Source organism: Leifsonia sp. Root227, assembly GCF_001428745.1.
Classification (GTDB): Bacteria; Actinomycetota; Actinomycetes; order Actinomycetales; family Microbacteriaceae; genus Leifsonia.
Map to the genome: position 1 here is coordinate 330,570 of NZ_LMIO01000003.1, position 23,877 is coordinate 354,446.

The window sequence follows — 23,877 nt, forward strand, 5'->3', positions numbered from 1 at the left end:
AAACGGACCCTGTGCAGAGAGCCGGTGGGGTCAGGATCTGACCGACGAAGGGAGCCGGTCGTTGTCCTCTTCGTACACGTTGAAGCGGTAGCCGACGTTGCGCACGGTCCCGATCAGCGACTCCAGGTCGCCCAGCTTGGCGCGCAGCCGCCGCACGTGCACATCCACGGTGCGGGTGCCGCCGAAGTAGTCGTATCCCCAGACCTCGCTGAGCAGCTGCTCGCGCGTGAACACCCTGGACGGATGCGTGGCGAAGAACCGCAGCAGCTCGAACTCCTTGAAGGTCAGGTCGAGCTGACGGCCGTGCGCCTTGGCGGAATAGCTCGCCTCGTCGATGGTGACGCCCGACGCCTGGATCTTGGTCTGCGTGTGCTCCTGGGTCTGCCGCCCGATCGCCAGCCGGATGCGCGCATCCACCTCGGCGGGACCAGCGGTCTCCAGCACGACGTCGTTGACGCCCCAGTCGGCGCTGACGGCGGTGAGGCCGCCCTCGGTGAGGACCAGCAGCAGCGGCACCGTGATGCCGGTCGTGGTGAGGATCTTGCAGAGCGACTTGGCTCCGGCGAGATCGCGCCGCGCATCCACGAAGATCAGGTCGCAGCTGGGCGCGTTGACGAGCGACGCCGGCTCAGCGAGGATCTGCCTGGTGCGATGGCTGAGGAGCGCGAGGGAGGGGAGCACCTCCGCGTCTGGCGCAGAGGTGAGGATCAACAACTGCGCCACTCAAGCCTCCTGAACGTGCTGTGCGGCAATGCTACCGGAAATGCGTGTGAACCCTTTCCCGGCGTTCGGGGCACAATGGAGGGGTGAGCGACAGCAGCATGGGTCCGGCCGCAGCCTTCGACGGCGACGCGACGCTCTCCCCAGGCGTCCGCTACGGGAGCATCGGCGCCGTCTGGCTGCTCGCCCTCGTCTTCGCCGTGCTGATCGCCGCGATCTCGCCTGTCGACCGGTACGCATCCTGGCTGTCCCTCGCGCTCGCCGCCTGCGTGCTGCTCGGACTGATCGCCCAGCTCGCCACCCAGCAGAAGGAGGGCTTCGTGAACAGGCTCGCCGCCACGGTGACGGGGTCGTTCGTCATCCTGGGGATCTTCGGGGTCGTCCTCGGCATCGTCGCCGCCGCGCAGTAGGCGACCACGGGGGCTGCCACGCCGTCGAGGCGGCCCGCCCGTCGCGACAGCCCGCACACACTGACTAGACTGGCCGCATGCTGGTTGCCCTCGAACTCTTCTTCGTCGGACTCCTCGGTCTGGCATCGCTCGCCATCGCCGGAGTCTCGGTCGTCGTCGTCTACAACCTGTTCAGGGGCCAGCGCTAAGCGCTTTGCGACTCCCATGATCGAGATCCCGACCGATCTGCCCGCCGAACTGGTCCCCCTCTCCTGGTTGATCGGAGTGTGGGAGGGCACCGGTGTGCTCGACTACGCGGTCGGAGACGACCACACCCAGCTCGAATTCGGCCAGCGCGTGAGTTTCAGCCACGACGGCCAGCCGTACCTCAACTACTCCTCCACATCATGGGTGCTCGACGAGGGCAATACGCCGCTCGCCGCTGAGACCGGATACTGGCGGCTCAGCCGCAAACTGGTCGAGGGCGATTCAGGTCCTGCGATGCTGCCAGGCCAGGGCGCGCGGCCGTTTTCCACCGCCCAGTCGGTCGAGACGCTTCGCAACTCCCACGGCGGCTTCGACATCGACGTGTCGATCATCCATCCCGACGGCGTGAGCGAGCTCTACCTCGGTCAGGTCAACGGCCCGCGCATCGACCTGGCGACGGATGCGGTCGTCCGCACAGCGGGCGCCAAGGACTACACGGCGGCCACCCGTCTCTACGGCCTGGTGGATGCGCACCTGCTGTGGGCGTGGGACATCGCCGCGCTCGGCCAGGAGCTGCGCACGCACGCCTCCGCCCGCCTCGCGAAGGCGGAGTGATGTCGTCTTCGCCCTTCCTGTCGCTTCCCGGCGCCGTCGACACGGCGCAGTCCGGCGTCCCGTCGCACTACGGCAACCCGCTCGTCGAGCAGCGCGCCCTTGCGGAGGGCAGGGCGATCGTCGACCTCTCCGATCGCGCCGTTCTGACGATCACCGGCCCCGACCGGCTGAGCTGGCTCAACTCGCTGACCAGCCAGAGCCTGCTCGGGCTCGCGCCAGGCGAATCGTCCGAGACCCTTCTGCTCGACGTCACCGGCCGGCTGGAGCACGCCGTCCGCCTGATCGAGGACGGCGAGACGCTCTGGCTGCTCGTCGACCGTGCCGAAGCAGAAGGCCTGCTCGCGTGGCTCGACAGGATGCGCTTCATGCTCCGCGTCGAACTCGCCGACCGCACCGCGGACCTCGCGACCATCGGTACGCTGGGCGATCCGGCGCTGCCGATCGCCGCACCCAACGGCGTCCCGCTGATCTGGCACGACCCGTGGCACGCAGTCACCCCCGGCGGCCACCAGTATGCGCAGGGCGAGCATCCGGGAGCGTCGTGGACGTGGAGCGAGCGACTGGTGCCCAGGGATGCGCTCTCCTCCATCGCCTCCAGGGTGACGACGGGCGAGTTCCCTGCCGCAGGCACGCTCGCCGCTGACGCGCTCCGCATCGCCGCGTGGCGTCCGCGGTTCTCCACCGAGGTCGACGAGAAGACCATCCCGCACGAGCTCGACTGGCTGCGCACCGCCGTGCACCTCACCAAGGGCTGCTATCGCGGGCAGGAGACGGTGGCGAAGGTGCACAACCTCGGCCACCCGCCTCGCCGCCTCGTGATGCTGCACCTCGACGGATCGGAGGGCGTGCATCCAGAGCGGGGTGCTGCCGTCTCGTTCGACGGCAAGGACGTGGGGACGGTCACGTCGTCCGCGCTGCACTACGAGCTCGGGCCGATCGCGCTCGCGGTCGTGAAGCGGTCGACGCCTGCAGGCGCCACCCTGGTGGTGGATGCGGACGGCACCGCCGTCGCGGCGGCTCAGGAGATCGTGGTCCCGCCCGAGGCGGGCGCGGAAGCCAACGTGCCCCGGCTGCCCCGGCTCGGAGCCGTCACGCGCCAGCCGCGTTCGTAGCGGCTACCAGGAGAAGCCGCGCGGCTCGACGGCCGCCCAGTCGACCGTGAGCTCGCCGAGCCGCCAGCGGGTGCGGCCGCCGCGCACCGGCCAGCCGGCGTCGCGCATCCCCTGTGCCACGGCGATCCAGCGCTGCGTCGGCCCGTACGCCGCCAGCGGCGAGTGGATGCGCCACAGCCGGTCGAGGTCGAGCATCAGCCGGTGCACAGGCTCGCCAGGAACGTTGCGGTGGATCAGGATCTTCGGCAGCCGCTCCGCCACGATCGACGGGGCGTCGAGTTCGGCGAGCCGCAGCGAGATGCTGAGGTGCTGGGGTCCGTCCGCCGTGACGTCCACCCAGGCCGAGATGCGGCCGATCTCATCGCAGGTGCCGTCGATCAGCACACCGCCGGGCTGCAGCCGGGTGACCAGCCGCCGCCAGGCGGGAACCACCTCGGCCTCGTCGTACTGGCGAAGCACATTGGATGCGCGGATCACCGCGGCCAGCCTGCCGCCTGGGAGTGGAACCTCGAAGCCGCCGAGCGCGAAGCCGATCCGCGCATCCGCCGCGAAGCCGGTGCCGCCCGCGCGCACGGCAGCGAGCTGGGCACGCGCTGTGGCGACCCGGCCGGGCTCGATCTCGAGGCCGATGACCTCCACATCCTGTCGTGCCTTGGCCAGGCGCTGGTGCAGCTCCAGCGCTGTGACGCCGCTGGCGCCGTAGCCGAGGTCGACCACCAGAGGGTCGGCCGCACGGCGCAGCACGGGGAGCGTCGCGATCCAGCGGTCGACGCGGCGCAGCCTGTTCGTGTTGGTCGTGCCACGGGTGACCGTGCCGATCGCGCCGGATGCCATACGTCCAGTCTGCCAAACGCGAAGCGATAGATTAGGAGGCATGTCCGCGCCTCACACTTTGATACTCCTCCGCCACGGCAACAGCGAGTGGAACCAGAAGAACCTGTTCACCGGCTGGGTGGACGTCCGCCTCAGCGAGCAGGGCGTCGCAGAAGCCAAGCGTGCTGGAGAGCTGCTCTCCGAATCCGGTCTGCACCCCGATGTCCTCTACACCTCCGTGCTCACCCGCGCGATCCAGACCGCGAACCTCGCCCTCGAGGTCGCCGACCGGCTCTGGATCGACGTCAAGCGGTCATGGCGCCTCAACGAGCGCCACTACGGTGCGCTGCAGGGCCTCGACAAGGCGGAGACGCTGGAGAAGTACGGCCCGGAGCAGTTCCAGCTCTGGCGTCGGTCGTTCGACGTGCCGCCGCCGCCGCTCGACGACGACAGCGAGTGGTCGCAGGCTCACGACCCGCGCTACGCGGGCCTCGGCGCCGACCTGCCGCGCACGGAGTGCCTGAAGGACGTCATCGACAGGATGCTCCCGTACTGGCAGTCCGACATCACGAAGGACCTCGCCGCAGGCAAGACGGTGCTGGTGACCGCGCACGGCAACTCGCTGCGCGCCCTGGTCAAGCACCTCGACGGCATCTCGGACGACGACATCGCCGAGCTGAACATCCCGACCGGCATCCCGCTCGTGTACCAGCTCGACGAGGACTTCCGCCCGATCGCCCCCGCCGCATACCTCGACCCGGAGGCCGCAGCAGCGGGCGCCGCGGCGGTCGCCGCCCAGGGCAAGAAGTAGAAACAATCGAGTCCGAACTTGTTCAGGCGTCGCTCGGCGTGTCGCCTGAACAAGTTCGGACTCGATGTGTGTGGAGGCTAGGAGGCGATCTCCGGAGCCCAGTCGCCGGTGCCGAGGTACTGGACCTTCTTGGCGATGGAGACGGCGTGGTCCGCGAAGCGCTCGTGGTAGCGCGAGGCGAGCGTCGCATCCACGGTGTCGACGGCCTGGCCCTTCCAGGTCTCGCCGAGGACCTTGTCGAAGACGCTGACGTGCAGCTCGTCGATCTGGTCGTCCTCGTTGCGGATCTCGTCGGCCAGCGCGAGGTCCTGGGTGCGCAGCAGCTCGGTGAGCTTCTGCGCGATCAGCACGTCGAGGCGCCCCATCTCGGCGAACGTCGAGCGCAGGCTCTTCGGAACGACCTTGTCGGGGAAGCGGTAGCGCGCGAGCTGCGCGATGTGCTCGGCCATGTCGCCCATCCGCTCCAGCGACGCGCTGATGCGCAGGGCGCTCACGACGATGCGCAGGTCGCGGGCGACCGGCTGCTGGCGGGCGAGGATCTGGATGGACAGCTCGTCGAGGAGCACGGTGAGCTCGTCGATCTTGTTGTCGTTGGCGATGACGTCCTCGGCGAGGCTGACATCGGAGTTGTTGAACGCCTGCGTCGCATTCTGGATGGAGACGACGACGAGTTCCGCGATCTCGACGAGACGGTCTTGAACTTCCGCCAGCTCCTGCTGGAATACTTCGCGCATGGGGTGTGGTCCTTCCTGGCGTGCGCACGCACGCGGGATGCGGGGTCTTCTGACCTCGTGAGCATGTTCCCTTCGCCAGGTTAACGGTTGGTGCCGTCAGCCTGAACACTGTCTAAAGTACCCGCGAAAACACGCGGGTCGACGCGCATCGAGTGCAGTGGCCGGTTTGCGCATCCCATACGCTTGCCTCATGGACTCCGCCTGGTTGGTGCTGCTGTCTCTGGCACTCGGCCTCGTGGTCGGCGCCGGATTCGTGTGGATCCTGCACATCGCCGCGAGACGGGGCGATCACGCCGTGCAGGTGGTGAGCCCCAGCGTTCCCGACGGTGTCGATCAGGTGCTGGATGCGCTGGAGTCGGCCGGTGTCGTGCTCGACCCGTCGAACAACGTGATCAAGGCGTCGCCTGGAGCGCACGCGATCGGGCTGGTCTGGAACGGCGCCCTCGTGCATCCCCACCTGGTGGAGCTGGTCGACAGGGTGCGCCGCAACGGCGATCCGATCACCGAGGACTGCGAGCTCGCTCGCGGCCCGTTCGGCGACGCGAACATCCACTTGAGCGTGCGCGTCGCCAGGCTCGGCTCGCGGTACGTGCTGCTGCTCGCCGAGGACCGCACGGAGTCGTTCAGGCTGGAGACGGTGCGGCGCGACTTCGTGGCCAACATCAGCCACGAGCTCAAGACGCCGATCGGCGCCGTCGGCCTGCTGGCGGAGGCGCTGGACGGGGCGTCCGACGACCCTGACCAGGTGCGTCGCTTCGCCCACCGGCTCACTCAGGAGGCGCATCGCCTCGCCCGCATCACCCAGGACATCATCGAGCTCAGCAGGCTGCAGGCGACGGATGCGATCGGCAACGCGGAGCGGATCAGTGCGCGCTCCGTGGTCGGCGCCGCCGTGGACCAGAACAGGGTCGCGGCGGAGACCCGCGGAATCGAGCTCGCGGTGCGCGGGGACAAGGGGGCCGAGGTGATCGGCAACGAGCCTCTGCTGGTGACGGCCGTGCACAACCTCATCTCCAACGCCATCCAGTACTCCCCGGACGACTCGCGCATCGGCGTCGGCGTGCGCGTGATCGACGGCGTCGTCGAGATCGCGGTCACCGACCAGGGCGAGGGCATCCCCGAGGACGACCTCGACCGCGTGTTCGAACGCTTCTTCCGCGTCGACCAGGCCCGCTCCCGCAACACGGGAGGGACCGGCCTCGGCCTCGCGATCGTCAAGCACGCCGTGCAGAACCACGGCGGAGAGGTGCGCGTCTGGTCGCAGCCCGGCCGCGGCTCGACGTTCACCATCCGGCTGCCGGAAGCATCCACTGTTCGTCCCCCGATAGGAGAACCAACGTGACATCCATCCTGCTCGTCGAGGATGAGGCCGCTCTGAGCGAGCCGCTCGCCTACCTTCTGAAGCGCGAAGGCTACGACGTGACGGTCGCAGAGGACGGGCCGACAGCGCTCGCCGAGTTCGACAAGGGAGGGGCGGACCTGGTCCTCCTCGACCTGATGCTCCCCGGCATCCCCGGCACCGAGGTGTGCAGGGAGATCCGCACACGCTCGTCTGTGCCGATCATCATGCTGACGGCGAAGGACTCCGAAGTCGACATCGTGGTGGGGCTGGAGCTCGGCGCCGACGACTACGTGACCAAGCCGTACTCGTCCCGCGAGCTGCTCGCGCGCATCCGGGCCGTGCTGCGGCGCAGGGTGGAGGCGGAGGAGGCGATCGACGAGGCGATCCTCGAGGCCGGTTCCGTGCGCATGGATGTGGACAGGCACACCGTGCAGGTGAACGGCTCGGAGATCTCCATGCCGCTGAAGGAATTCGAGCTGCTGGAGCTGCTGCTGCGCAACGCAGGACGCGTGCTGACGCGTGGTCAGCTGATCGACCGGGTGTGGGGGAGCGACTACTTCGGCGACACCAAGACCCTGGATGTGCATATCAAGCGCATCCGGTCGCGGATCGAGGAGAGCCCGTCCGAGCCGGCGATGCTGGTCACGGTGCGCGGGCTCGGCTACCGCTTCAACGCGTAGAAACGCAATCGACTCCGGACTTCTTCACGCTTCGCTCGGCGCGTCGCATGAAGAAGTCCGGAGTCGATTGTTCGTGTGGGGCTACTTGGTGGCCGGCAGGATGGTCGGCGGAACCAGGTCGCGGTATTCGGGCAGCGCGCCATCGAGCACGGGGACCTTGAGGTTGACGCCCGTCTCGTCTCCGTACTGGAAGAAGACGTTGTAGAGCGAGCCGGGCTTGCCGTCGAAGTTGGCGAAGAAGACGTTGCTGCTGGAGCTGGACTGCGGGTGGCTGCCGAGCTGCTTGACCTGGCCGGGCTTGACCGTGACCTGCGCGGTCGCGGCGCTCTGGTCGCCGCCCTGGATGGAGAGGTCGATGCTCTTCGAGTCGTTGTTGACGAGCGTGACGACCAGGTTGCCGACGGTGCCGTCCTTCGCATCCGTGATGATGATGGCGTTGCGCACGTCGATCTGGCCGACGTTGCCGCTCACCCCGTCACTGGCGTCGTAGTGCTTCGTGGTGGCCTGCGGTGCGATGAAGCCGCAACCCGCCGTTCCGAACGCGACCGCCAGAGCAAGGGCGATGGACGCTGCGACACGAGCTTTCACTGAATGACCCTCCAGATCGTTCCGCTCGGCCTGCGAATGCGCCGTGTGAGGAAGCGGAATGCTGTTCGAGTTTAGCGTATGCGCACGGGCGCTCAGGCGCGCGAAGGCGAACCTTAGCATGTGCCTCATGTGGTATCCTAGTAGTTGCTGAAGGGACATCAATCTATGCTTTTCGAGGTTGGCGAAACCGTCGTTTACCCCCACCACGGTGCTGCGACTATCACCGAAGTCAAGAAGAGAATCATCAAGGGTGAAGAGAAGCTGTACCTCAAGCTCAATGTGACTCAGGGCGACCTCACGATCGAGGTGCCCGCTGAGAACGTCGACCTGGTCGGCGTCCGCGACGTCATCGGTAAAGAGGGCCTCGACCGCGTGTTCGAGGTGCTGCGCGCTCCGTTCACCGAGGAGCCCACCAACTGGTCCCGCCGCTACAAGGCGAACCTTGAGAAGCTCGCCTCCGGCGACGTCATCAAGGTCTCCGAGGTCGTCCGCGACCTGTGGCGCCGCGACCAGGACCGCGGCCTGTCCGCCGGTGAGAAGCGGATGCTCGCGAAGGCTCGTCAGATCCTGATCTCCGAGCTCGCGCTCGCCGAGAAGACCGACGACGAGAAGGCATCGAGCCTGCTCGACGAGGTCCTGGCCTCCTAAGTGTCGCCGCGCCTCGCGGTGGTGATCGTTGCCGCCGGTAATGGCACGCGCCTGGGCGCAGAGCTCCCGAAAGCCTTCGTGGCTCTCGGGGGCTCTACTCTTCTCGAGCGGTCCGTTCATGCCGTCGCGGGAATGGGCGAGCCTGCGCAGGTCGTCGTCGTCGCGCCCGCCGAGCTCGTCGCAGAGGCGGAGGAGCTCGCATCCGGTGCGTTCGGCGCGCCCGTGACCGTCGTGCCCGGTGGCGCAACGCGCCAGCAGTCGGTCGCGGCGGGGATCGCGGCGCTCGATGCCTCCGTCGAGGTGGTGCTCGTGCACGACGCGGCCCGCGCGCTCACGCCGTCCTCGCTCTTCGACGCCGTCGCAGCAGCGGTGGATGCGCGCGGCCACGGCGTCGTGCCCGGTCTGCCGGTCAGCGACACCATCAAGCGGGTGGGCGCCGACGGCGAGATCCACGAGACCGTCGACCGCTCTGTGCTCTCCGCGGTGCAGACCCCGCAGGGCTTCCCCCGCGCCGATCTGGAAGCCGCATACGCCGCCGCGGAGTCGGACGAGACGGACGACGCGGGGCTGGTGGCCGCATCCGGTCGGGCCGTCTCCGTCATCCCCGGGGATGCGCTGGCGTTCAAGATCACGACACCGTGGGACCTCCGCCGCGCTGAGGAGCTGGTCTCGGGCGTCTCGCAGGCCGTGCCGCGCGTCGGCCTCGGCACGGACACGCACGCGTTCGACCAGGATGCGGAGCTCTGGCTGGCCGGACTGCACTGGCCGGGCGAGGCGGGGCTGGCCGGGCACAGCGACGGGGATGCGGTCGCGCACGCGATCACGGACGCTCTGCTCGCCGCCGCAGGGCTGGGCGACATCGGCGGGGTGTTCGGCACGAGCGACCCTCGTTTCGTCGGCGCGCACGGTGCGGTGTTCCTGACCGAGACCAGGCGGCTCGTCGAGCAGGCGGGATTCCGGATCGGGAACGTATCCGTTCAGCTCGTCGGCAACCGGCCGAAGTTCGCGCCGCGACGCGAGGAGGCGGAGGCGCTGCTCGGCGGCATCCTCGGCGCCCCGGTGTCGGTGTCGGCGACGACGACGGACGGCCTGGGATTCACCGGCCGCGGAGAGGGCATTGCGGCGTTCGCCACAGCTCTCGTTCTCCACAGCCCGCAGTTCTGACGAGTTGTCGACATGTTCGATCGCTCGCGCGGCACCTGCGCGGCCCGGCCCGTAGGCTGTATGCCGTGACTGTGCGACTCTACGACACGAAGGCCGGTGCCCTTCGCGACTTCATCCCCCTCCGCGACGGCGAAGTGGGGATCTACGTCTGCGGACCCACCGTGCAGTCGTCGCCGCACATCGGCCACCTGCGCTCCGCTCTCGTCTACGACCAGCTGCGACGCTGGCTGACCTACCGGGGATACGACGTCACGCTGGTGCGCAACGTCACAGACATCGACGACAAGATCCTCATCAACGCCGCCGCCGCCCGCGCATCGGGGAGCGCGGAGGAGTGGTGGGCGCTCGCGTACCGGTTCGAGCTCGAATTCACTGCGGGGTATACGGCGCTGGGCGTGCAGGCGCCCACCTACGAGCCGCGGGCGACCGCGAGCATCCCGCAGATGCAGGAGATCATCGCGAGGCTGATCGAGCGTGGTCACGCGTACGCGGCGGCGGACGGCTCCGGCGACGTCTACTTCGACGTGAAGAGCTGGCCGGCGTACGGGGAGCTCACCAGGCAGAGCATCGACAACATGGAGGCGGCGGCGGACGCCGACCTTCGCGACAAACGCGACCCGCGCGACTTCGCCCTGTGGAAGGGCCGCAAGGCCGACGAGCCGCAGTCCGCGGCGTTCCCGTCGCCGTGGGGCGATGGCCGCCCCGGCTGGCACATCGAGTGCTCAGCCATGTCGCGCCGCTACCTCGGGCCGCAGTTCGACATTCACGGCGGGGGCCTCGACCTGCGCTTCCCGCACCACGAGAACGAGATCGCCCAGTCAACGGCGGCGGGGGATGCGTTCGCCAACTACTGGGTGCACAACGGCCTGGTGAACGTGAACGGCCAGAAGATGAGCAAGTCGCTCGGCAACTCGGTCTACGCGGCCGATCTGCTCGGCGCCGCACGGCCGCTGGTGGTGCGGTACTACCTCGGGGCAGCGCACTACCGGTCCACCATCGACTTCCACGACGGATCGCTGGAGGAGGCGGAGGCGGCGCTCGAGCGCATCTCCGGGTTCTTCGAGCGCGTCGACCGGCGGCTCGCGGGAACGCGCTTCGCAGGCAGCGGCGTCGAGACCGTCCCCGACGCCTTCGCGGAGGCGATGGACGACGACCTCGCCGTCCCGCAGGCCATCGCCGTGCTGCACGACACGGTGCGTTCAGGAAACGCGGCACTGGATGCGGAAGACTTGGAAGCCGCCGCCGCAGCACGCGGGCACGCGCTCGCGATGGCGGAGGTGCTGGGCATCAACCCGTTGTCCCCGCACTGGAACACGGCAGGGTCGTCTGCGGCGGATGCCGCACTCGGTCAGCTGGTCGAGCGACTGCTCGCCGACAGGCAGGCGGCCAGGCAGGCGAAAGACTTTGCGGCAGCAGACCGCATCCGCGACGAACTGACGAGCGCGGGAATCACCATCGAAGACACCCAGACGGGGTCGCATTGGAGCATCGAATCATGAAGAACTCGGGTGGAAAGCCCCGCGCCGGGGCCGTGAGGAAAAGCCGCAAGGGTCCCCAGGTGGGCTCCGGCGGCCAGGGACGGCAGGCTCTCGAAGGCAAGAAGCCGACGCCGAAGGCGGAGGACCGTCCGTACCACCCCGCTGGCAAGGCGAAGGCGGCGCGCGAGCGCTACGTCGCAGCCGGCGGGCGCGGCAAGCCGGGCGAGGGCCGAGGACAGGGCTCCGGCCAGGGCCGTGGGCGCGGCGACACCACTCCCCGCGGTGCGTCCGGCGCTGCTCGCCGTGCCAAGTCGGGAGACGAGAGCGAGATCGTCACCGGCCGCAACTCGGTCGTCGAAGCGCTGCGGGCGCACATTCCGGCCAGCACGCTCTACATCGCCGCACGCGTCGAGATGGACGAGCGGGTGAAGGAGATCCTGTCGATCGCCACCGGCCGCGGACTCCCGATCCTCGAGGTCATGCGTCCGGAGCTCGACCGGCTCGCCGGTCGCGACTCGGTGCACCAGGGTGTCGCGCTCAAGGTTCCGCCGTACGAGTACGCGCACCCGGCCGACCTGCTCGACCTCACCATCCGCAAGGGCCAGACGCCGCTGTTCGTCGCTCTCGACGGGATCACCGACCCGCGCAACCTCGGGGCGATCATCCGCTCGACGGCCGCGTTCGGCGGGCAGGGCGTCATCGTCCCGCAGCGTCGCTCCGTGGGCATGACCGCGTCCGCGTGGAAGACGTCGGCCGGCGCCGCGGCGCGCACCCCCGTCGCGATGGCCGCCAACCTCACCCAGACGCTCAAGGCGTTCAAGGAGGCAGGTGTCTTCGTGCTCGGCCTCGACGGCGGAGGCGACGTGTCGCTGCCCGGGCTGTCGTTCGCCGACCGGCCCGTGGTGATCGTGGTCGGAAGCGAGGGCAAGGGGCTGTCGCGTCTCGTCACGGAGACCTGCGACGCGATCGTGTCCATCCCGATCACGGCGACCACCGAGTCGCTGAACGCGGGTATCGCCACCAGCGTCACCCTCTACGAGATCGCGAAGCTGCGCGCCGAGGCCGGCACGAAGTAGCCCGTGAACAGCGAGATGCCGGTAACGGCGCCGATTTCGATTGATCTCAGCGCCGTTACCGGCATCTCGTCGTTGTGAGGCGGGTGAGGGGTGCGGCGGGTCAGACCTTGCTGCGCCAGTCGTCGGCGTCGTCGTCCTCGTCGCCCGTTCCCGTCTCCGAGGCGAGGATCGGGATGCTGATGGTCTCCGTCGGCGGCGCGATCACGGTGGCCTCGTCGCGGCGGTGGCGGAGGATGTCGTTGATGTACGACGTCAGCGCCTCGGCGAGCGGCACATCCCTGCCCTCAGCCTGCGACATGAACCAGCGGTGCTCCAGGAGCTGGTGGAAGACCTCCGCCGGTTCCAGCTTGCCCTTGAGGTCGGCGGGGATCGCCCGGACGACCGGCTCGAAGACGCGCATCAGCCACTCGTGCGCCATCGCCTCCTCGTCGAGGCCCTGCTTGCCGAGCGTCGCCGAGTACGAGTCCAGGTCGTTGAGCAGACGGCGGGCCTGGTTCTCGCCGGTGTCGAGGCCGGTGAGCCGCAGCAGCCTGCGCTGGTGGTGCCCGGCGTCCACCACCTTCGGCTGGATGCGCACGGTGGTTCCCTCGTCGGAGGTCTTGATCGCGAGCTCCTCGATGTCGAAACCGAGGTCGTTGAGGCGGTCCACCCGCTGGTTGATGCGCCAGCGCTCGGACGACTTGAACGACTCGCTGCCTGTCAGCTCCTTCCAGAGCGACCGGTACGCGGCGACGATGCCGTTGGACACCTTGATCGGGTCGAGCTCCTCGTCGACGCGGCCCCCCGCCTCGAGGTCCATCAGCTCGCCGGCGATGTTGACGCGTGCGATCTCCAGGTCGTTCTCGCGCTGACCGTTGGAGAGGCCGCCGTCGTAGAGCTGGCCGGTCTCCGCATCCACCAGGTAGGCGGCGAACGCACCGGCGTCGCGACGGAAGAGCGTGTTGGACAGCGACACGTCGCCCCAGAAGAAGCCGACGATGTGCAGGCGCACGAGCAGCACGGCCAGCGCATCCACCAGCCTGGTCGCGGTGTCGGGGCGCAGGGTCTGCGAGAACAGCGCGCGGTAGGGGAGCGAGAACTTGAGGTGGCGGGTGACCAGCACGGCCTTCAACGGGTCGCCCTCGTCGTCCGTGCGGTTCTTGATGACCGCGACGGGGTCGACGCACGGGATGTCGACGCGCTGCAGGGTGCGCAGCATCTCGTACTCGCGGGTGGCCATCTCCGCCGTCGTCTCCTTGATGGCGATGACGTAGCCGGACAGGTTCGCGAAGCGGACGAGGTGGCGCGAGATGCCCTTCGGGAGGACCGCGATGTGCTCGCTCGTCCACTCGTCGAGTGGAAGGTTCCACGGGAGGTCGAGGAGGGCGGGATCGACGGTCGCCGCGGTGATGTTGAGGGAGCCTGCCATGATGAAAACCTATCGGATGCGGGTGGGAGCGCTGGAGGCGGGGAACGAGCAGCGGGGAAAAAGACAGTGCCGCAGTCCGTGAAGGACTGCGGCACTGTCAGGTTGCGTTACGACCTCAGTCGACGACCGCACCGCCGAGGCGCTCGCCGCTTTCCGCGTGGAACGCGTGGACGTGGCCGGGCTTCGGGGTGATGTAGACGGTGTCGCCCGCGTTGGGGTGCATACGACCGTCGACACGGCCGACGATGTCGGTGCGCTTGCCGTCGATCTCCGAGTGACCGTAGAGGTAGCCGTCGGCGCCGAGCTCCTCGACCAGGTCCACCGTGACCTTGAGGCCGGTGTTCTCTGCGGTGGAGACGACGACGTCCTCCGGGCGGACACCGATGGTGACGGCCGAACCGGCGTTCGCGAGGACCTCGCGCTCGATCGGGACGACCGAGGTGCCGAACTTGACACCGCCGTCGGTGACGTCAGCCGAGAACAGGTTCATGGCCGGGCTTCCGATGAAGCCGGCGACGAACACGTTGTTCGGCTGCGCGTACAGGTCGCGCGGGGTGCCGACCTGCTGCAGGACGCCGTCCTTGAGGACCGCGATGCGGTCGCCCATGGTCAGCGCCTCGGTCTGGTCGTGGGTGACGTAGACCGTGGTGACGCCGAGGCGACGGGTGAGCGACGCGATCTGCGTGCGGGTCTGGACGCGGAGCTTGGCGTCGAGGTTGGACAGCGGCTCGTCCATGAGGAACACCTGAGGGCTGCGGACGATCGCGCGGCCCATCGCGACGCGCTGACGCTGACCACCGGAGAGCGCCTTCGGCTTGCGGCCGAGGTATGGCTCCAGGTCGAGCAGCTTGGCGGCCTCGAGCACACGGGATGCGCGCTCGTCCTTGTTGACGCCGGCGATCTTGAGCGCGAAGCCCATGTTCTCTGCGACGGTCATGTGCGGGTAGAGAGCGTAGTTCTGGAACACCATCGCGATGTCGCGGTCCTTCGGCGGAACGTCGGTGACGTTGCGCTCGCCGATGAAGATGTTGCCGTCGTTGACCTCTTCGAGGCCGGCGAGCATTCGCAGCGAGGTGGACTTGCCGCAGCCGGAGGGGCCGACCAGAACGAGGAATTCGCCATCGGCGATCTCGAGGTCGAGTGCATCCACTGCAGGGCGGTTGGAACCCGGGTACAGACGGGTTGCCTTGTCATAGGTGACTGACGCCATTTCTTTCTTACTCCTTCACCGGCAGGTACGTGCCGGACGATCCGTTGTGAATGGGTAGGTGGAACTGTCATCCTGAGGCGACGGTGCCACGACCCCATAGTATGACATCGGCGACGGCGTCGTGACCACGCGCGAACCCCCGGGCTCCGCGCGCGTTCAGCCGGCGTCTGGGCGATTCCCAGACTGCCGAATTACGATCGTCCGGTTGCGTGCAGCGTACGCGAAGCCGAACACTGCACCCGAAGCGCAGTACCCCCTAGCGATCCCCCTGAAAGTGACATCCATGACCGACGGTCCCGACGACAGCCGCCCTGCGAACGAGCGGCGCGAGGCAGCCAGGGAGAAGGCCCGCCAGCTGCGCACGACGCAGCAGCGGAAGGATCGCAGGAACAAGACGCTCCTGACCGGCGGAATCGTGATCGGCGTGCTCGCTGTCGTGACGGTCGTTGCGCTCATCATCGTGAGTGCGATCCGGCCCACCGTCCCCGGCCCGAAGAACATGGCGAGCGACGGCGTGCTGATCGGCTCCGGCCTCAAGGTGACGCCCACCCCGGCGCTCGCGGCCGACGCCAAGCCGATCCCATCCACCCCAGACCCCAGCGGCAGTGTGGTCGACATCCGCGTGTATGCGGACTACCTGTGCGAGCTCTGCGGCGACTTCCAGCGCACCAACCTCAAGCAGCTCGAACCGCTCGTCAAGAACGGCGCTGTGACGATGGAGGTGCACCCCGTCGCGATCTACACCAGCCACTCGGCAGGGACCAAGTACTCGCTGCGTGCCGCAAACGCGGCAGCGTGCGTGGCGAACTACTCGCCGAACGCGTTCTGGAAGTTCAACGCCACGATGTTCATGAGCCAGCCCAAGGAGGGCGGCCCGGGTCTCACCGACACACAGATCAAGAAGCGCGTGAGTGCTGCAGGCGCCGGCAAGACGAGCGAGATCTCGTCGTGCATCGACGACGGCCGCTTCAAGACCTGGGCGACGACGGCGAGCGACCGCGCACTGAGCGGACCCATCCCGAACTCGACGGTCAAGAAGATGACGAACGCGCTGCTGGTGCTGGTCAACGGCAAGCAGTACACCGGTTCGCTCACCAGCGCGGCCGACTTCAAAGCGTTCGTGCTGCAGGCGCAGGGCGACCAGTACTCGTCGACCGCGACCCCGACGCCGAGCCCCAGCGCAGGCTGACGGAGCGGACAGGCGCAATCCCTTAGGATGGTGCCGACGACGGGCGACCGTCGACTGCCGGCCTGGCGCAATTGGTAGCGCACCGCTCTTGTAAAGCGGGGGTTACGGGTTCGAGTCCCGTGGCCGGCTCTCTCAGTGGGGCGTGGACGAGCCGCGCGCATCCGGTGCCGTCTGGTTCGAAGCTGTCGCGGGCGGAGTCGTCGCGCCCGGCGCCGTCGCTTCCAAGGCGCGGATCAGGGTCTGCGCGTCGTATGGCCCGATGTGGCGGCGGCCGTTGACGAAGAACGTCGGCACCGCGGTGATGTCCATCGCCTCCGCATCCAGCATGTCGTCGCGGACGCGGGCGGCGACCTCGGCGGAGTTCAGGTCGGACTCGAAGCGTTCGACGTCGAGGCCCAGGTCGGTGGCGCGTCTCATGATGTCGGACGGGAGCTGGTGCTCCTGGTCGGCGAAAAGGCTGCGCTCGAAGTCGAAGAAGCGGCCCTGGAGGGACGCGGCCTCCGAGGCCTCCGCCGCCGCCTGCGCGTTCGGGTGGTAGCGCGTGAGCGGGGCGTGACGCCAGACATAGCGGAGCTGGTCGCCGATCTCGCGCCTGACCTCCTCGACCGAGCCGGTGGCCTTCAGGCAGAAGCCGCACTGGAAGTCGCCGTACTCCACCAGCGTGTATGGAGCGTCCGCCCTGCCGTAGATGTGGTCGCGGCGCGGGTCGACAGGGCGCGCGAGGACCCGGCCGCTCTCCTTGCCTGGGTGGCGGGCATCCGAGATGCGGAAGATGAGCGTGGAGAGCAGGAACGCGACGACGGATGCGGTCAGCACGGCCACGCGGGCCTCGTTCTGGACGCCGGGGTCGTCGATGGCGAGGTCGATGATGAACAGCGAGATCGTGAAGCCGATGCCGCACAGCGCGGCCCCGCCCGCCACCCTGTCGAGTGAGAGACCGGCTCCGAAGTCGCCGATCCGGAAGGCGCGCAGGAGCGCACTCGACCCGAACACGCCGATGAACTTGCCGCCGACCAGGCCGATCAGGATGCCCCAGCTCACCGGTGAGGTGACGGCGGCGGCGAGGATGTCCCCGCTGAGCTGCACGCCGGCGTTCGCGAGGGCGAACAGCGGCAGGATCACGTACGCGACGTATGGCGCATACGCGGACTGGAGGCGCTCGTTGATCGAGATCGACTCGCGGAGGCTGTTCGCCGCCGCCCTGGCGTACTCGGTGTTCGGCGACTGCCGGAACGTCCTGGCGAGGTCGAGGGCGTGCTCCACATCGCGGCGGTTCGGGCGGTACACCGGCACCAGCAGGGCGATGGCGACGCCGGCAAGGGTGGGATGCACGCCGGACGCCAGGAACGAGAACCAGACGATGACGGCGAGCGTCGCATACACCGGCCCGCGCCCGCCGCGCAGGTAGCGGGTGAAGTAGACGCCGACCAGGCACACCGCCGCCACGATGAGCGGCAGCGGGTTGAAGTTCTCGGTGTACACGAGGGCGATGATGCTGAGGGCGCCGATGTCGTCGACGACCGCGAGTGCCAGGAGGAAGACGCGGAGCCTGCCAGGCGCGTGCGGCCCGACGAGCGCGAGCGCACCGACCAGGAACGCCGTGTCGGTGGAGATGACGACACCCCAGGCGTGCTCCTGACCCGACCCGGCGCTGATCAGCACGAACAGGAGCGCTGGCATCACGAGTCCTGCGACAGCGGCGACCACGGGGATCACGGCGCGCGACCAGCTCGTCAGCTCGCCGATCGCGAACTCGCGCCGCACCTCCAGCCCGACCGTGAAGAAGAAGATCGCCATGAGCGCGTCGTTGACGAGCGCGTGCAGCGTGAAGTCCAGGTGGATGTCCTGCACGCCGACGGTGAAGTGCGTCTCCCACAGCGCGTCGTACGAGCTGGACGACACGTTCGCCCAGACGATCGCGACGACGGTCGCCAGGAGCAGGAGAAGAGCGCCGATCCGATTCTGGCCCAGATTGCGGATGCGCTCTGCGATGGAAGGACGGCGGGCACCTGACTCGGGAAGGTCGGGGTCTGGCGACCGCTCGATCACGGTCAAGCTGGTCATGGAGACATTCTGGACCGCGCGGCGGTGGCTGTGGGGTTTTCGGTGGAATCGGCCTCGGTCGATCGCTGCGCTGCGTGGCCTGAAAGGTGTCGCAGGTCGGCTAGGTTAGGTTGGCCTCATCAACAGTTCGCCCCCCGTCGACTGGAGTCTCAGGAGATGACCTTCGCTCGTCAGCGCCTTCGGCACGAGTTCGCCGTCCGCCACGTCACCGTCCGCCGTGTGAGCAGAATCGTCCCGTCGATCGTCCGTGTGACCTTCGGCGGGAAGGATCTCGACGGCTTCGCAAGTGCAGGACCGGCCGACCACGTCAAGGTGTTCTTCCCCGACCAGCAGTCCGGGATGCTCGTGGTGCCGACCGTGACACCGGAGGGCATCCGTCCGCCGGAGAGCGGCACGCCGATCGCGCGGGATTACACGCCGCTCGCCTTCCGCCCCGCGGCGGACGGGGACCCGGCAGAGCTCGACATCGACTTCGTGCTTCACGGCGACGAAGGGCCGGCCTCTGCGTGGGCGGTCAGAGCGACGCCGGGCGACGTGGTCGCCATCGGCGGACCGCGCGGATCGCAGCTCGCCCCGGAGGGCATCGGCCGGCTGATCCTGGTCGCCGACGAGACGGCGTTGCCAGCCGCGAGCAAGTGGCTGGACGCCGTCGGCCCCTCCGTGCCGGTGACGGCGCTGTTCGACGTGGCCGACGACAGCGTGTCCGCCTACCTGCCCGCCGCCGTCGCAGGCCGGGTGGATGCGCGGTGGCTGAGCAGGGCGAGCGGCTCGAGCGACCCGAGTGGCGCATCCCCTGTCGAGGTCGCCCTGCGCGCGCTGGGGCCGATCGGCGAGGACACGTTCGTGTTCCTCGCAGGCGAGGCAGGCACGCTCATCCCGTTGCGGCACTACCTGCGGCGCGAGCTGGGGCTACCGCAGGAGCAGGTCGTGGCCAGCGGGTACTGGAAGCGCGGCGTGGTCGCCCTCGACCACCACGCGCCGGTGGACCCGAGCGACCCGGACTGAGCCGGTTCCCGTACGACCGAATGTTGCGCGAAGGTACGCGCATCCGTTCCGCGGTTCGTACAGTTGCTCCATGGCTGACTTCGAGACCAGGCAGATCCACGCCGGCGCCGTCGTGGATGCGCAGACCAGTGCGCGGGTGACGCCGATCTACCAGACCGCCGGCTACGTCTTCTCGGACTTCGACGACGGAGAGGAGCGCTTCGCCGGGCGCAGCGCGATGCGGGCGTACTCCCGCAACGAGAACCCGACGAACGCGGTCGCAGGGCGCAGGCTCGCCGACCTGGAGGGCGGAGTCGACGGCATCGTCGTCTCCAGCGGGCAGGCCGCCATCGCCGCAGCGCTGTTCTCGCTCGCGCGGGCCGGCGATCACATCCTGGCCACGTCGTCGCTGTACGAAGGAACGCGGGAGATGTTCCGCGGCGCGCTGCAGCGGCAGGGGCTCGACGTGGAGTACGTGCCGGACGACGCCGACGAGGCGGAGTGGGCGGCGCGCGTCACCGACCGCACGCGCGCGATCTACACCGAGACCATCCCGAACCCGCTCAACCAGGTCGTCGACCTGGAGCGGCTCGCGGGGATCGCGCACAGCGCAGGCGTGCCGCTCGTGGTGGACAGCACGGTGGCGACGCCCTACCTCTGTCGCCCCATCGAGTGGGGAGCGGACATCGTGGTGCACTCCACCTCCAAATGGCTGGCGGGGCACGGGGCCGTGATCGGCGGTGCCGTGATCGACGGCGGCCGGTTCGACTGGGCCGCCAACGCCGAGCGCTTCCCTCATCTGGTGGATGCGCCGAGGCCGGGTGTCCCGTCGTTCGTGGAGCGCTTCGGCGCCGGGGCGTACCTCGCCTATCTGCGCACCGTGACGGTGCTGGAGTACGGGCCGACCGTTCCGCCGACGAGCAGCTTCCTGCTGCTGCACGGCGTCGAGACGCTGTCGCTGCGGATGGACAGGCACGTGCAGAACGCACAGGCCATCGCGGAGTGGCTGGATGGGCGGCCGGAGCTGGCGGCTGTGCACTACCCCGGCCTCGCCGCCAGCCCGTTCCACGAGCGCGCGCGGAAGTACCTGCCGCTCGGGCCAGGGTCGATCGTCAGCATCGACCTGGCAGGCGGGCGGCCGGCGGCGCGCCGGTTCATCGACGCGCTGGAGCTGGTCAGCCCGATGACGCACATCGGCGACGTTCGCACGCTCGCGATCCACCTGGGCAGCACGATCCACGCCAAGCTCACCGAGCAGGAGCGGCTCGACGCGGGGATCACGCCGGGGCTCGTCCGGTTGTCGATCGGGCTGGAGAGCGTGCGCGACGTGATCGAAGACCTGGAGCGCGGCCTGGTGGCCGCGGGCTAACGAAGGAGAACTCGGCCGACACGTCGTCGGTAGCTCCGTTCAGACGGAGAAAACGGGGCGGGCGGGCCGAATCTCCTGCGGAGCGGAGCCGGCGGAGCGGAGCTCGGCGTCAGGCTGGGACGGACGTGCGCGCTGACTGGGTGCTGCGGGCGTGGACGAGGGTGGCGATGCGGCGGACCGCCTCGGTGATGGTGGCGGGGTCGCAGGCGATGTTCATCCGGGCGAAGCCGTGGCCGCCCTGGCCGAAGGTGGGGCCGGAGTTGAGGGCGACCCGTGCATCGGCCAGCAGGGTCGCGGCAGGGTCGTCGCCGAGGCCGATGGCGCGGAAGTCCAGCCAGACCAGGTAACCGGCATCCGGCTCCACCACGCGGACCTCCGGCAGGTGGATGCTCAGCTCGCCGACGAGCAGGCGGTAGTTGTCCGTGATGCGGTCGATGGTCTGGTGCAGCCAGGTCTGCGCCTCGTATGCGGCGATGTTGGCGTGCAGGCCGATGATGCTGGTGCGGGCGGCGAGCTCTTCCGGGAACCGGGTGAGCATCGCGGCGGAGTCTGCGTCGTTCGCGACGGCGACGGCGCACTTGAGGGCTGCGAGGTTCCAGCCTTTGCTGGCGGAGGTCACGGTGACGGAGCGGACCCCCGCCCCGGTACACGCCACAGCGAAGGGTGTGAACGGAGAGCCTGGATGCGCGAGCGGGGCGTGCACCTCGTCGCTCACCACAAGGACGTCGTACTGCGCTGCGAGGCGCGCGAGCTCCGCGAGGCTCTCCCTGTCGTGCGAACGGCCGGTGGGGTTGTGCGGGTTGCAGAGGAGGAACGCATCCACCCCGGAGGCGAAGGCGCGCTCGATCGCGGGAAGGTCGAGCGACCAGCCTGCGTCCTCGCGCAACGGAACCTCGACGGCCTCTGCGCGGGCCTCGCCGACCATCTCGTAGAACGGCGCGTACACGGGCGGGGTCAGCACGACGCGACCGCCGACGCCGGGAACGGCGAGCCGCAGGGTCTCCAGGACGCCGACCGTCACATCCGTGGCGAGATGCACCCTGGACTCGTCGAGCTGCCAGCCCCACGCGCCGGAGGCGAACTCGGCGAACGCCTCTGCCAGCGGGCCGGGGGAGTCGAGGTATCCGGTGTCGGAGCGCAGCAGGTGATCGATCGCGGTCTGAGCGACGGCCGGCGCGATCTCGAAGTCCATCTCGGCAACCGACATCGGAAGGACGTCGGCGGGGAACCGGTGCCACTTGATGCTGGTCCTGCGTTCGCGCAGGTCGGCGAGAGGTCGCGCGTGAATGCCACTCATGGGACAACTGTCCTCGGCTATCGTCCAGAGCGCCAACGCGCTGTCGAAAACTGAAACAAAACTGCCGTGCCCCAGCCTGGACGCGCGCACCACGGGATGCGGGACAATGGCGGAAGGACACGGAAGGTGGTGCGACGACGTGAGCGACGATCGAGGAGCCACCGTGGGCGATGCCGGATACTGCGCACCGTTCCTCCGCGCGCTGCCGGTGACCGGCGCCGCCGTCTCGACCATCGGCGATCTGGTCTCGCCGGAGACCGTGTGCGCGACCGACGATGTCGCCGCGCGCCTGGACGAACTGCAGTTCGACCTGCGCGAGGGCCCGTGCTGGGAGGCGCTCGCCACCAGGCGCCCTGTGCTCACCCCCGATCTTCGTAGGGCGCCGGGAGCAGGCTGGCCGTCGTTCGCCCACGCAGCGGCCGGGCTCCCCGTGGCGTCACTGTTCGCTTTTCCGCTCGCCATCGGGCCGCTCAACCTCGGGGTGATCGACCTCTACAGCTCCCAGCCCGTCCGGCTCAGGGATGCGGACACCAAGCGGGCGGCGGAGCTCGCAGAAGACGCCGGACGGCTCCTGCTGCGCGACCTGCTCGGCAGGCTCGACAGGAAGCCGGGCGAGGACGGAGACGGCGGAGAGTTCTCGCGCAGGCGCATCCACCAGGCGACGGGCGCCGTCATCGCGCAGCTCGGGGTGACGCCGGAGGACGCGGAGCTGGTGATCCGCGCGCACGCGTTCGCGCACGACATGACGATGCGCGAGGTCGCCGAGGACATCCTCGGGTGGCGGCTGGACTTCGCCGCAGAGGGCGAGAGGTAGGGACGATGCAGGAGACTACGCGCGAGGGCCGGATCCTGGAGACGTTCGCCGTGCTCGCCGACTCGCTGGTGGCCGACTACGACATCGTCGATCTGCTGCAGACGCTGGTCGAGCGCTGCCAGGAGCTGCTGAGTATCAGCCAGGCCGGCATCCTGCTCGCTGACGGGGAAGGGGAGCTGCACGTCGTCGCCTCCACCGACGAGCGCAGCGGCCTGATCGAGCTGATGCAGCTCGGGCCGGACGGCGGACCGTGCGTCGAGTGCTACCGGAGCGGTTCGGCCGTCGCGGTGCCCGATCTGGCGCTCGTCGCAGACACCTGGACGCAGTTCCACGCGGAGGCGACAGAGCAGGGCTTCCACGCAGTGCACGCGTTCCCGCTGAGGCTGCGGCGCGCGACGATCGGCTCGCTCAACCTGTTCGGCGACGAGACGGGCTCGATGACGGAGATCGACACGGTTGCCGCGCAGGCGATGGCCGACGTGGCGACGATCGGCATCATGCAGCAGAGGGCGCTCGCCGAGAGTGACGTGGTGCGCAACCAGCTGCAGCACGCGCTTGACAGCAGGGTGGTCATCGAGCAGGCGAAGGGCGTCGTGTCGTACTCGCACCGCATCCCCGTGGACGAGGCGTTCACGCGCATCCGGTCGTATGCCCGCAGCAACGGGATGCAGCTCACGATGGTGGCGCAGCAGATCGTGCGGCGCGAGCTCGTGCTCTAGACGGCGGGGTCTCCCGTGGCGTCCTTGCGGCGTCGCACTTCCTCCTCGAGCTGCCGGATGCGCTCCTGACGCTCGTGGTATGCGATCTCCTTCTCGACGGCGGCGAGCTGCTCCTCTGTGCTGAGCGTCCGCGCGTGCTGGACGCGCTGCGGCGTGGCCTCCCGCACCACCACGGTGCGCCGCTGCCTCGGCTCGCGCGGCCCGTACTCCCTGCCGAGCGCGAACCACAGGATGCTTCCGATCAGCGGGAGCAGGATCACGATGAACACCCAGACCAGCTTCGGCAGGTGCCGCACCTGGTCGGACGGACGCAGGATGATGTCCACCAGGGCGAAGACGAACAGCGTGAGCGCGAGCAGCGGAACGAGCAGCATGGCCCCGATCCTATGGGAATGCTGTGTCCCCGGGCCATGCTGCTCGCCGGTCGACCGTCTGAGTGATCGACC

The 23,877-nt window shown here is 68.8% G+C and carries 24 protein-coding genes and 1 tRNA gene; 16 read left to right on the top strand and 9 right to left on the bottom strand.

The features are described from left to right. Positions 1–30: 30 nt before the first annotated feature. Positions 31–723: a DNA-binding response regulator gene (locus ASE16_RS11650; RefSeq protein WP_055895077.1), complete on the bottom strand. Its 693-nt coding sequence runs from the start codon at positions 721–723 to the stop codon at positions 31–33. An 83-nt stretch (positions 724–806) separates the two neighbouring features. On the opposite strand from ASE16_RS11650, the gene ASE16_RS11655 reads away from it, so the two are divergent. The 3 genes from ASE16_RS11655 (at position 807) to ASE16_RS11665 (ending at position 3,043) form a co-directional block, all read left to right on the top strand. Continuing rightward, entirely contained in the window at positions 807–1,130 is a 324-nt protein-coding gene (locus ASE16_RS11655) for a hypothetical protein (protein ID WP_055895080.1), read from the top strand. Between the two features lie 204 nt (positions 1,131–1,334). Then, entirely contained in the window at positions 1,335–1,931 is a 597-nt protein-coding gene (locus tag ASE16_RS11660; RefSeq protein WP_055895082.1) for an FABP family protein, read from the top strand. Next, a complete protein-coding gene (locus ASE16_RS11665; RefSeq protein WP_055895083.1) occupies positions 1,931–3,043 on the top strand; it encodes a YgfZ/GcvT domain-containing protein in 1,113 nt (370 codons plus the stop codon). The genes ASE16_RS11660 and ASE16_RS11665 overlap by 1 nt, the downstream gene beginning before the upstream one ends. Positions 3,044–3,046: 3 nt before the next feature. On the opposite strand, the gene ASE16_RS11670 is transcribed toward ASE16_RS11665, so the two are convergent. Beyond that, positions 3,047–3,877, bottom strand: a complete 831-nt coding sequence (locus ASE16_RS11670) for a class I SAM-dependent methyltransferase (RefSeq protein WP_055895084.1) — start codon at positions 3,875–3,877, stop codon at positions 3,047–3,049. A gap of 40 nt (positions 3,878–3,917) precedes the next feature. Here ASE16_RS11670 and ASE16_RS11675 point away from each other — a divergent pair, with 40 nt between their 5' ends. After that, entirely contained in the window at positions 3,918–4,667 is a 750-nt protein-coding gene (locus ASE16_RS11675) for a phosphoglyceromutase (protein ID WP_055895087.1), read from the top strand. A gap of 77 nt (positions 4,668–4,744) precedes the next feature. Here ASE16_RS11675 and phoU read toward each other — a convergent pair whose 3' ends face one another. Continuing rightward, positions 4,745–5,401: a phosphate signaling complex protein PhoU gene (phoU, locus tag ASE16_RS11680; protein WP_055895089.1), complete on the bottom strand. Its 657-nt coding sequence runs from the start codon at positions 5,399–5,401 to the stop codon at positions 4,745–4,747. Between the two features lie 190 nt (positions 5,402–5,591). Here phoU and ASE16_RS11685 point away from each other — a divergent pair, with 190 nt between their 5' ends. Then, on the top strand, positions 5,592–6,743 hold the full coding sequence (locus ASE16_RS11685) for a sensor histidine kinase (protein WP_055895091.1): 1,152 nt from the start codon (positions 5,592–5,594) through the stop codon (positions 6,741–6,743). Continuing rightward, the gene (locus ASE16_RS11690) at positions 6,740–7,423 is read left to right on the top strand and encodes a response regulator transcription factor (protein ID WP_055895093.1); all 684 of its coding nucleotides are present in this window, start codon (positions 6,740–6,742) and stop codon (positions 7,421–7,423) included. The genes ASE16_RS11685 and ASE16_RS11690 overlap by 4 nt, the downstream gene beginning before the upstream one ends. A gap of 81 nt (positions 7,424–7,504) precedes the next feature. Here the strand turns inward: ASE16_RS11690 and ASE16_RS11695 are convergent, their stop codons facing one another. After that, positions 7,505–8,011 carry a hypothetical protein gene (locus ASE16_RS11695; RefSeq protein WP_055895095.1) on the bottom strand — a complete coding sequence of 169 codons (507 nt, stop codon included), beginning with the start codon at positions 8,009–8,011 and terminating at the stop codon, positions 7,505–7,507. Positions 8,012–8,176: 165 nt separating this feature from the next. On the opposite strand from ASE16_RS11695, the gene ASE16_RS11700 reads away from it, so the two are divergent. The 4 genes from ASE16_RS11700 (at position 8,177) to rlmB (ending at position 12,377) form a co-directional block, all read left to right on the top strand. After that, positions 8,177–8,659, top strand: a complete 483-nt coding sequence (locus tag ASE16_RS11700; RefSeq protein ID WP_021763858.1) for a CarD family transcriptional regulator — start codon at positions 8,177–8,179, stop codon at positions 8,657–8,659. Beyond that, entirely contained in the window at positions 8,660–9,823 is a 1,164-nt protein-coding gene (ispD, locus tag ASE16_RS11705) for a 2-C-methyl-D-erythritol 4-phosphate cytidylyltransferase (protein ID WP_055895097.1), read from the top strand. A gap of 65 nt (positions 9,824–9,888) precedes the next feature. Then, entirely contained in the window at positions 9,889–11,322 is a 1,434-nt protein-coding gene (cysS, locus tag ASE16_RS11710) for a cysteine--tRNA ligase (protein ID WP_055895100.1), read from the top strand. Continuing rightward, positions 11,319–12,377, top strand: coding sequence for a 23S rRNA (guanosine(2251)-2'-O)-methyltransferase RlmB (rlmB, locus tag ASE16_RS11715; RefSeq protein WP_055895102.1), 1,059 nt, complete (start codon positions 11,319–11,321; stop codon positions 12,375–12,377). Before cysS ends, rlmB begins: the two co-directional genes overlap by 4 nt. A gap of 100 nt (positions 12,378–12,477) precedes the next feature. On the opposite strand, the gene ASE16_RS11720 is transcribed toward rlmB, so the two are convergent. Then, positions 12,478–13,785: a DUF4032 domain-containing protein gene (locus ASE16_RS11720; RefSeq protein ID WP_055895105.1), complete on the bottom strand. Its 1,308-nt coding sequence runs from the start codon at positions 13,783–13,785 to the stop codon at positions 12,478–12,480. Between the two features lie 115 nt (positions 13,786–13,900). After that, a complete protein-coding gene (locus ASE16_RS11725) occupies positions 13,901–14,995 on the bottom strand; it encodes an ABC transporter ATP-binding protein (RefSeq protein ID WP_055895106.1) in 1,095 nt (364 codons plus the stop codon). Positions 14,996–15,278: 283 nt separating this feature from the next. Here ASE16_RS11725 and ASE16_RS11730 point away from each other — a divergent pair, with 283 nt between their 5' ends. Further along, entirely contained in the window at positions 15,279–16,184 is a 906-nt protein-coding gene (locus ASE16_RS11730; protein WP_055895108.1) for a DsbA family protein, read from the top strand. A gap of 56 nt (positions 16,185–16,240) precedes the next feature. Beyond that, positions 16,241–16,313, top strand: a tRNA-Thr gene (locus ASE16_RS11735). A gap of 3 nt (positions 16,314–16,316) precedes the next feature. Here ASE16_RS11735 and nhaA read toward each other — a convergent pair. After that, on the bottom strand, positions 16,317–18,248 hold the full coding sequence (gene nhaA, locus ASE16_RS11740) for a Na+/H+ antiporter NhaA (RefSeq protein ID WP_055895112.1): 1,932 nt from the start codon (positions 18,246–18,248) through the stop codon (positions 16,317–16,319). A gap of 219 nt (positions 18,249–18,467) precedes the next feature. Here nhaA and ASE16_RS11745 point away from each other — a divergent pair, with 219 nt between their 5' ends. Next, positions 18,468–19,253, top strand: a complete 786-nt coding sequence (locus ASE16_RS11745) for a siderophore-interacting protein (protein WP_235500475.1) — start codon at positions 18,468–18,470, stop codon at positions 19,251–19,253. A gap of 70 nt (positions 19,254–19,323) precedes the next feature. Then, on the top strand, positions 19,324–20,601 hold the full coding sequence (locus tag ASE16_RS11750; RefSeq protein WP_055895116.1) for an O-acetylhomoserine aminocarboxypropyltransferase/cysteine synthase family protein: 1,278 nt from the start codon (positions 19,324–19,326) through the stop codon (positions 20,599–20,601). Between the two features lie 109 nt (positions 20,602–20,710). Here the strand turns inward: ASE16_RS11750 and ASE16_RS11755 are convergent, their stop codons facing one another. Beyond that, complete coding sequence (locus ASE16_RS11755) at positions 20,711–21,898, bottom strand: MalY/PatB family protein (protein ID WP_055895119.1); 1,188 nt, start codon at positions 21,896–21,898, stop codon at positions 20,711–20,713. Positions 21,899–22,037: 139 nt separating this feature from the next. Between ASE16_RS11755 and ASE16_RS11760 the strand changes: the two genes are divergently transcribed. Both ASE16_RS11760 and ASE16_RS11765 read left to right on the top strand, forming a co-directional pair. Continuing rightward, a complete protein-coding gene (locus tag ASE16_RS11760; protein ID WP_055895121.1) occupies positions 22,038–22,712 on the top strand; it encodes a GAF and ANTAR domain-containing protein in 675 nt (224 codons plus the stop codon). A 5-nt stretch (positions 22,713–22,717) separates the two neighbouring features. Continuing rightward, a complete protein-coding gene (locus tag ASE16_RS11765) occupies positions 22,718–23,431 on the top strand; it encodes a GAF and ANTAR domain-containing protein (protein WP_055895123.1) in 714 nt (237 codons plus the stop codon). Here ASE16_RS11765 and ASE16_RS11770 read toward each other — a convergent pair. Continuing rightward, positions 23,428–23,805, bottom strand: a complete 378-nt coding sequence (locus tag ASE16_RS11770; protein WP_055895126.1) for a PLD nuclease N-terminal domain-containing protein — start codon at positions 23,803–23,805, stop codon at positions 23,428–23,430. The genes ASE16_RS11765 and ASE16_RS11770 overlap by 4 nt on opposite strands. Positions 23,806–23,877: the final 72 nt, after the last annotated feature.